Below are 8867 nucleotides of genomic sequence, written 5' to 3' on the forward strand. Positions count from 1 at the left end.
TCAGCACCGAGTAGTCGGGCCACGGCAGCGAGTCCAGGTCGCACACGGGCTTGCAGTGCACGATCCTGTCCGTGATGCGGCCCTCGAGCACGTCCATGAACGTGCCCTCTCCCTCACCCACGAGCACCTGGTCGGCGTGCTTGGCCGCCTCCTCGGGCATGGCCGTCGCGTGCATGCCGCCTATCAGCACGCGGGCGTGGCCCTTCTCGTGGAACAGGTCGGCCAGCTCGTAGGCGCGCGGCGCGTTCGACGTCATGGTGTACAGGGACAGGACGTCGGTCTCCCGCAGCAGCCGGTCCATGTCGAAGTCGCCGTTCAGCTCCTCGTATGCCTCCACGTGATTGCCCGCGCGCTTTGCCATACCTGCCAGGATCAGCGGCCCGGTGATGGAATCGGGCGTGCCGTACACGTGCGCGCCCCACCGATAGGCCGGAAGCCTGCGTAACCAGGACGCGGGAGTGATGAACGTGACGAACATGGGAATTCCCCCTGCCTCATAACCGTGATGTGACACCTGCAAGTAGAACTTCCCAAAAATTGCAATTTCAACGCTCGAACGCGGCCAATGGCAACCATTTCTTACAAGCGGCAAGACAAAGCTAACGTCCATATCTAACTGGTCATTTTTAATAATTTAGTCCGTATTCAAACAACTTGGACACATACCGTCCAACCTGTTTGCTATTCATATATTGATGCGTTTCAACCATTGGATAAACGCGAGGCGCCAGACACCGCAACCCAGGTTCCACCCGCCAGGCCACCCCGCAGCCCCGCTCGGCCACGGCGTTATGGCGGTCCGCATCCCATAGTTCGCGTCCCATACATCCTGCATATGGGAACGTCACCTAACTTGTATTTTTCATATCGTGCGGAAGCGCTTACATTTTTCTGCAGAAGAAACGCCAATCACAGGAGGCATCACATGATTCTCGGAATGGGCGCGCCCGAACTCATCCTCATCGTCCTAGTCTGCGTCGTGCTGTTCGGGCCCAAGAACCTTCCCAAGCTGGGCACTGCCCTCGGCCAGACGGTCAAGAACGTGCGCGAGGGCATGGAGGAGGTCCCGGGCGAGAAGGACGGTGCCACGTCGCAGGCAACCGCGACCCAGAATGCGGCCGCCACGTCCTCCGATGCCGATTCCGATGCCGACGCCAAGACCTGCCCCAACTGCGGCGTCACGCTCGCGGCCGACGCCGAGTTCTGCTCCCACTGCGGCACGAAGCTCGAGGCCTAACCGGCCCCAGCCCCGCAGTGCGAGGCACCAACCTGCCCTCCAAACAAGCGCCCGCCCGGACATCACCTCGTCCGGGCGGGCGTCTCTGTATATCGATTCGCGGCCGCAAGCCCGCTGTCACCGCTCCCGCGGCCCCGCGCCTCACTCCCCCGTCGCGTACGCCGCGTCGAACATGTCCACAAACCGGCGCGCCAGCGGGGAGAGCTCCCTGTCCTCCGGCCACACCACGGCCATGCGGGTCGTCAGGGCGTCCTCCTCCACGCGCTTCACGGTGGCGGATCCCAGGTTCACCAAGGACAGGAAGGACTCCGGCACCAGCCCGATGCCAAACCCCTTGGCCGACCACACGCACGTCGTGCGCGCGTCGTCGTTCACGCAGGCCACAAACTCGTGCAGCCCCCTGCCGTCAAACAGGCTCCGCAGCAGCTTCTCAAAGCGCCGGTAGATCACCAGCGGCTTGCCAGCCAGCTCGTCCAGGCTCACCACGCCGTCGCGGTCCCCGCACGCCATGTTGGGCGGAATGATGGCCGCCATCGGCTCGGGTTCGGCGTAGTGGCAGGTCAGGCCGTCGTCGGCAAACGGCGTGCGCACCACGCCCAACTCCACCACGCGGCGGCGCAGCATCTCCAGCACCTCGTACGTGTTGCCCTCGCGAAGGTCCAGGCTCAGCTTGGGGTAGTCGTCCACCAGCGGAAGCATCTGCTCGTTGGGCACCTGCCCGCCGGACGAGCTGATGATCCCCACGGAGAGCGTCCCCTCGCGCCCCAGCCCCACGTCGGAGACCTCGCGCGCGGTCGAGCTGCACAGCCCCAGGATCGTCGTCGCGCGGGAGTACAGCACGCGCCCCGCGTCCGTCAGGTCCACGCCGCGCGGCCGACGCACAAACAGCCTCACGCCCAGCTCGCCCTCGAGCGAGGCGATCTCGTGCGAGAGCGGCGGCTGCGTGATGTGCAGGCGCTTCGCCGCGGCGGTGATCTTGTGCTCCTCTGCCACGGCCACAAAGTACTCCAGTTGCCTCAGGTTCACGGACGCCTCCCAGCTCCGGGGCCGCATTGTGCCCCATCATACACTCTGGGCGAGAAGAACGTGCCCCCGTACCAGCCACTTTTCACATCAGGCAACCGCATGCTTACCCAGGGCTAAAAGATCAGCGGCGCCCCGCCAAAGCCCTCCTTGTCCACGGCGTCCGCCACGGCGTTGATGTCCGCGCGCAGCCACGCCGCCTCGCGCTCGGAGCCGGCCGCGTCCTCGGCGCGAGCCTCCGCCAGCTTGGCCGCCTCCGCCCGAACCTCCTGCGGAAGCTCCAGGTAGCGGCGGTAGCAGCTCAGCGCGCGCACGGCGTCGCAGCTGCAGTACGCGGGGTCAGAGCACGCGCGCTCCTCCAGGCCGCGCAGCCCGCACACCTCCACGCGCCCAAAGAAGAACGTGTCCAGGTACGTCCACCCGTCGCGCATGTGAATGCCGGCAAAGCGCAGCAGCGCGCACACGTTGCCCAACGTCTGCCTCATGTCCGGGTCGCGGTTCACGGCAAGGTAGCCGATCACGGCCTCGAGCAGCAGCTCCGCGCCCGTCACGCTCCGGGCGTCGCGCACGCGCCAGCGCCGGTAGTGCGCCAGACGCCTCGCCAGCAGCTCGCGGCCCTCGGGCGTCGCGGCGGCCTCGTCCCAGCGCGCGCCGGCAACGGCCCCGTCAACTGCGGAAATCAGCCGCTCGTTGGGCTCAAAGCGGCTCGCCTCCTCGGGCAGGCCGTCCGCACCGGCAGGCTCCGCCTCGCCGTCGTCCGAGGCGGCCACCTCCACGGGAACCTCCCCGGCCACGTCGTCGTCAAAGTCAAACGCAAGGCAGAGCTTCCCGTCGTCGCCCACGCCCAGGGTCGCGCGGTTCACGTCGGGGTCCGCGTGCAGGCGCACCGTGGCCTCGGCCTCAAAGTGATTGGCTATCTGGTCGATGCGGCGCGCGCCCAGACCGCTCGCGTGGGCCTCGTGCGCGATCTTCTCGGCGGCATCGTCCGTGATCCTAAAGTCGCGCCCCGCACCCAGGAGGTTGCTCACGCGACGCTCCAGGCTGCGTTCGGAGCCCTTCACGATCCGCCGCAGGCTCTCGCAAGAGAGCGAGGGCACGCACACCACGGCGCCAAAGCGCCCCACAAACTCGGGCATGAAGCCCCAGCTCACCAGGTCCTGCAGGTTCATGCGTGAGCGCAGCTCGTCGGGGGTCAAGAGCCCCGGCGCCACCTTGCTGCCATCCCCGGCAACCGCAAGCCCGCCCGAAAGCAGGCGCTTGCGCACAATGTCCTCTATCCCCATGAAGGCACCCGCAAACACGTTCAGCACGCGGCCCGCGTCGAGCGTCACCTCGTGCTGGCCCTGCGCCTCGGGCGCAAGCTCCAGGCTCCCGCCGTCCAGAAGCTTCAGGAAGTTACCCTGGCTGTCAAAGCTCCGGCCGCCCTCGCGCGTCTTGCGGACCAGCTTGTCGGCCTCGTCCCAAAACGCCAGCACGGGCCGGCCGTCGCCGCGACCCATCACGCCGGCCACGCGACGCAGCTCGCTGCTCACGGAGTCGCCAACCCAACCGGCACCAGTGATGCCGCTGCAGTCGATGCTCACGAGCTCCAGCCCCATCACCTTTGCAACTACCTTCATGATGAAGCTCTTGCCGCTCGCCGTGCTGCCGCTCAGCATGAACGCGCAGGCACGCGGAAGGTCCAGGTCGTCCACGCCGCGGGCGCGCATCTCCATGCGCTGCAGGCACGAGTACGTCAGCCCCACGACCTCCTCGAGCACAGAGTCCTGGCCCACCACGTAGCGCTTGCACTCGCGCACGACCTCGTCGCGCGGCCGCGCTAGCATGCGCTCGATCGCCTCCACGGAACCGCCCGCGTCCGTCCCGAAACCACTCGCTCGCACGTCCGACATACCAAGGCCTCCCAGCTTGGCGCAATCGCGCCACCCACACACGATTATGCCCCGCTCCGGCGCCACCAACCATCCCGTCCGGGCGAGAAGGACGTGCCCCCTCTGCCCCGATGGTGTACCTTGATTGCATGTTGGACGAGCCTCTCATATACGACTGCGACGTCAACGCGCTCTCGCTCAAGCGCGCCAAGACTCTCGTGCCTCCGGAGTTCGTCCTCGCCTACCAGCGCTTCGTCGAGTACGAGGGTCGGCAGATCCCCCGTCTGCCACGTGGCGACGAACCAATGGCCGCCAACCTCCCGATCAAGCTTGCCTCCCAGCGCGGCATCCACTCGCCCAACTACGCCGGGCTCCCCTCGCGAGGCGCAGACAAGCGAAAGTACGCGCTCTCCATTCACTCCGAGGGACAGAGGTACTACGCCGACAAGGACGTCGTTCCTCGCCCGGACGGCACGTGGATCCTCGACTATAAGGCACACCGGACGACTCCCGGCAAGCGCCTGACCGACCAGTCGACCCAGAACCTCATGAATAACCTCGAGGACGGCGTGCCGGTCGGCGTCATGGTCAAGAACCAGGCGGACTCGGGCTACACGGTCCTCGGCCTCGCGTTCGTGGAGCAATACAACGCCGAGACCGATTCCTTCGTCGTCCATGGCCCAGTCAACGCGCAGACCGACGCCTCGCACGAGTTCTACCTGATCAAGCCCTCGGAGCTCACCCCGGAGCAGGAGGAGGAGCTCGAGCGCCTCAAGCGCCAGATATCCGCCAACAAGGACGATCGCGTCAAGCGCTACCTAACAACCATCGCGCGCAAGCGCCAGGGCGACTTCCGCAACGCGCTCATAGGTGCCTACCAGGGAACCTGTCCAGTCACGCACGCGAACGTCCCGGAGGCGCTGCAGGCGGCGCACATCGATCCGTACCGCGGCGCAAACAGCCAGATCGTCAACAATGGCATGCTCCTGCGTGCGGACATCCACATCCTCTACGACGCCAATCTGCTCTCCATCGAGCCAGAGACGCACATCCTTCGCCTCTCCGATCGGCTCATGGACTCCTCGTATCGCAGCCTCGCAGATCGGCCCATAAGCCTCCCGACGGGAGCCGACGCGCCAGACGACGACCTTCTCTACATGCGCTTCGAGCTCTTCCAGTCGGCACAGCGCAAGGCGTCGTAACCGACCGCGCGACGTGTGGCCTTGGGCGAGAAGAGCGTGCCTCCCCTGCCGAATCCCTAGCTTGCCAGCCTGTTCGACTTGCGCAGGAACTTCGCGGGCATGGGCCTCTCGAGGTGCCAGATGATGTTCATCGGCCTCGAGCCCTCGTGCGACACGTAGTCGACCAGCCCCAGGAAGGTGAAGGGTGCCGTTCCAGCCATATCCGTCTTGAACTCCCTCACGAAGAGAAGGACCTTCGTTCCCTTCTCCCTGTGATGTATGTAGCGCTGACCCGTCTGGCTCGCGTCGCTCGTGGTGCTCTGGCTCTGCCAGTGGAAGAGGCTCTCGCTGATGGAATAGTCCTCGTACATGGTCGAGGGCGAGTAGTCCTTCTCAGACTTGTTGAGCGTGTTAATGAGCACGTCGCACTTCTTGTCGGGCAGCCACCTGACACCCTGGCGCACGACACCGGGGTTCAGGTAGTCGAGTCCCACGAATATCTGGTCGCGCGTGTACTGGCAGTGCAGGTCGAGCGGGCAGTCGAAGCCAGGGTCGACGGTATCGTCCACAAAGTCGATGTGATCCAGGTTGTACTGCAGCAGCTCGCGGATCTCCGCGAACATGGTCGGGTTGCTTCCCATCAGCTTACGGAGGGCTGCAATCGTGTTGTCGCGCAACTCCGTCTCGGTCGCCTTGGGTTGCAGCGTCACCTGGAGCATGCGCAGCCACCGCAACTGATTTGCATCAAAATCCGTACTTCCTGCGACGATGTGAGGCAGCGCGTCAAGCAGGAACCTGATCCAGCGTCGCGAGTCTATGGAGCAGATACGCGCGAGGGCCTTAGTCAGGAGTTCCTCGTCCGGGTCGTGGAAGTCGTCCTTCTCGCCCGCGTCGACGCACAGGCGCGAGAAGCTGTACCTCGCGAAGATGACCTTGGGGTCGAGGCCGGTCGCCGTGAGGAAGTTGGTCAGCGTGAGCTCGAGGCCCGTGTCCTCGGTAAACGTGCCGATGCGCATGAGCAGGCCGGACTTGGCACCATAGGACTGGCGGATGTTCTCGAGCACATAGCTGGCGGCGACCTTCTCGAGGTGGATGTAGCAGCCCTTGGGGACGGAGGGGAAGCCCGCTTTGACCTCGCGCGCGGTGGCCCGATGCGTGTTGGAGAGCAGCGCGGAGAGCTTGGACTCGAAGTCGTAGCGCTTGTTCTGCTGGCCGATGAAGTCGAGCACGGTCAGGCAGTCCTTGCCCTCCGAGAGGCGGAGGCCGCGGCCGAGCTGCTGCAGGAAGATCGTGAGCGAGTCCGTCGGGCGCAGGAACAGCACCGTGTTGACCTCGGGGATGTCGACGCCCTCGTTGTAGACGTCCACCGTGAAGACGAACTTGACCTCGCCCGTGGCAAGCTGTCGCTTGGCTGCGTCGCGCTGGGCCTCGGGCGTCTGGCCCGTGACGGAGACGGACTTGATGCCGTGTATGTTGAACTGCTGCGCCATGAACTCCGCGTGCCTGACCGAGACGCAGAAACCGATGCCCTTCACGTCCGCGATGTCTGTCACGTACCTGTCGACCGCGCGGATGATCGCCTCCGCACGCTGCCTGGCCTGGTGCTCCTGGAAGACATAGACGTCCTCGAGCTGCGACGTCTCGTAGCCGCCGCGCGACCACCTAAGCCGGCTCAGGTCGACCTCGTCCGTCACGCCAAAGTACTGGAAGGGGCAGAGCAGCTTGCGGTCGATGGCCTCGGGCAGCCGAATCTCCGCGGCGACCCTGTTGTCGAACCATGGGAGCACACTCTTGCCGTCCATACGCTCTGGCGTGCCCGTAAGCCCCAGGAGGACCTTGGGCGAGAAGTGCGTGAGAAGCCGCTGGTAGGACGGTGCGGGAGCGTGATGGAACTCGTCCACCACGATGTAGTCGTAGTAGTCGGGAGGCAGGGTGTCTGTGAGCCCGTGCGAGTTGACGGACTGGATGGACGCGAAGAGGTGGTCGAGGGACTCCGGCGCATACGTGCCAACAAGAAGATCGCCAAAGTTCGCATCGCGCAGGACGCTCCGGTAGGTGGCGAGCGCCTGCTTGAGGATCTCCTCGCGATGCGCCACGAAGAGCATGCGGGCGCGCCTTCCATCCCGGTAGCGGGTGCAGAAGTCTTTGTAGTCGAAGGCGGAGATGACCGTCTTGCCCGTGCCCGTCGCCGCGACGACGAGGTTACACCAGTGTTGGCCCACCTCGCGCTCCGCACGGAGCTTGTCGAGGATCTCACGTTGGAAGGGATACGGCCGCAGGTCGAAGAAGTACACGAGGTCGCTCGAGTTCTTCTCGCCCCGCTCGCGCTTGACCGCCTCCACAAAGCGGTCGTGCTGGCTTTCGTCGTACTGCTCGAAGTCGTTCGACTCCCAATACGTATCAAAGGTCGCGTGGATCTTGTCCATCGTGTCGGGCAGCTCGCGCTGGGCGACCTTGACGTTCCACTCGAGCCCGCTGGTCATCGCGGGGTTCGACAGGTTGGACGAGCCCACGTAGGCGGTCGTGAACCCCGTCTTGCGATGGAAGACGTAGGCCTTGGCGTGCAGCCGCGTTCCCTTGGTGTCGTACGAGACCCTAACCTGCGTGTTTGGCAGCTTGCTCAGCGCGTCTATCGCCTTCACGTCCGTCGCACCTATATATGAGGTCGTGATGACGCGGAGCACGCCGCCCCTGTTCGCGAAGTCCTCCAGCTCGGGCAGGATGATGCGCAGGCCAGACCACTTGATGAACGAGACGAGCATGTCGATGCGGTCCGCGGAGGCGATCTCCTTCTTGAGCTCCGACGCCATGGAGGGCTCGCGCCGTTCACCCGTGAAGAGCGAGCTCTGCGCCATGGGGGTCTCGGGCCGAGGTAGGCCCGCCTTGGCCACACCACGGAGCGTCCCAACCTTTGGCACGAGCGAGAGCAGCTGGGAGTGGGACTCGTCCACAAGGTCATCTGTCGGGTCATCCACCAGGTCGTCCTCGGAGGAGTCCAGGGCGCCGATCATCTTGTTGACAAGGGACACCTGACTCTGAAGCGAGTCGTTGCTACGTTCACCCTGCCGCTCGAGCGCATCCTTGGCGACGGAGGCAACGTATTCTGCCAGGATCTTTGGGGCCTCTTCCGCTTCGATGCTCAGGGTTTCGGACTTGAGCACGTCCGACGCGGATTCGAGCTGCTTCCTCAGCCCCTTGCTGACGGTTTGCTCGTACAGACCTGGTTCCAGCATGCTCGTCCTTCCGGGTTTCTTTCAACTATCTGCACCAGGATCGCGCTTGGGCCTCCGGAGCGCAAACGCGAAGCCGGGAACGGCCGGGCCACGGCAACCCAGGTAGTCCTTCTCGCCCGCGCGGAGCTGATAGATAATTGAAAGGAGAAGATCGGGCACCCTGGGGAGGCACCGTTGGCGGAAAGGCAACGCAAAGTCGTGGCGCGTAGGCGCGGGATGGCCGTGCTGCTGGCGCTGGTGCTTGCCGCTGGGTCAGCCGTTGCCGCAACGGGGTGCAAGACAGGCGGTGGGAAGGACGGCTCGGGGTCGGACGCCAGCACGT

The 8867-nt window shown here is 64.9% G+C and carries 6 protein-coding genes; 2 read left to right on the forward strand and 4 right to left on the reverse strand.

Annotated features, from left to right (window positions below):
• Nucleotides 1-478, reverse strand: a 478-nt coding sequence (locus ACI38Z_RS07980; protein WP_439789664.1) for a cobalamin-dependent protein, incomplete at its 3' end; no start/stop codon positions are given.
• Between the two features lie 447 nt (nucleotides 479-925).
• On the opposite strand from ACI38Z_RS07980, the gene ACI38Z_RS07985 reads away from it, so the two are divergent.
• Nucleotides 926-1237 carry a twin-arginine translocase TatA/TatE family subunit gene (locus tag ACI38Z_RS07985; protein ID WP_439789665.1) on the forward strand — a complete coding sequence of 104 codons (312 nt, stop codon included), beginning with the start codon at nucleotides 926-928 and terminating at the stop codon, nucleotides 1235-1237.
• 141 nt (nucleotides 1238-1378) lie between these two features.
• Here the strand turns inward: ACI38Z_RS07985 and ACI38Z_RS07990 are convergent, their stop codons facing one another.
• Together ACI38Z_RS07990 and ACI38Z_RS07995 are read right to left on the reverse strand one after the other, a co-directional pair.
• Complete coding sequence (locus ACI38Z_RS07990; RefSeq protein WP_439789666.1) at nucleotides 1379-2263, reverse strand: LysR family transcriptional regulator; 885 nt, start codon at nucleotides 2261-2263, stop codon at nucleotides 1379-1381.
• Between the two features lie 113 nt (nucleotides 2264-2376).
• The gene (locus tag ACI38Z_RS07995; RefSeq protein ID WP_439789667.1) at nucleotides 2377-4152 is read right to left on the reverse strand and encodes an AAA family ATPase; all 1776 of its coding nucleotides are present in this window, start codon (nucleotides 4150-4152) and stop codon (nucleotides 2377-2379) included.
• A gap of 128 nt (nucleotides 4153-4280) precedes the next feature.
• On the opposite strand from ACI38Z_RS07995, the gene ACI38Z_RS08000 reads away from it, so the two are divergent.
• Nucleotides 4281-5333: an HNH endonuclease gene (locus tag ACI38Z_RS08000; RefSeq protein ID WP_439789668.1), complete on the forward strand. Its 1053-nt coding sequence runs from the start codon at nucleotides 4281-4283 to the stop codon at nucleotides 5331-5333.
• A gap of 56 nt (nucleotides 5334-5389) precedes the next feature.
• On the opposite strand, the gene ACI38Z_RS08005 is transcribed toward ACI38Z_RS08000, so the two are convergent.
• On the reverse strand, nucleotides 5390-8545 hold the full coding sequence (locus ACI38Z_RS08005; protein ID WP_439789669.1) for a DUF3427 domain-containing protein: 3156 nt from the start codon (nucleotides 8543-8545) through the stop codon (nucleotides 5390-5392).
• Nucleotides 8546-8867 lie beyond the last annotated feature (322 nt).

The organism is Parafannyhessea sp., from assembly GCF_051876455.1.
In the GTDB taxonomy this organism is placed as follows: Bacteria; Actinomycetota; Coriobacteriia; order Coriobacteriales; family Atopobiaceae; genus Parafannyhessea.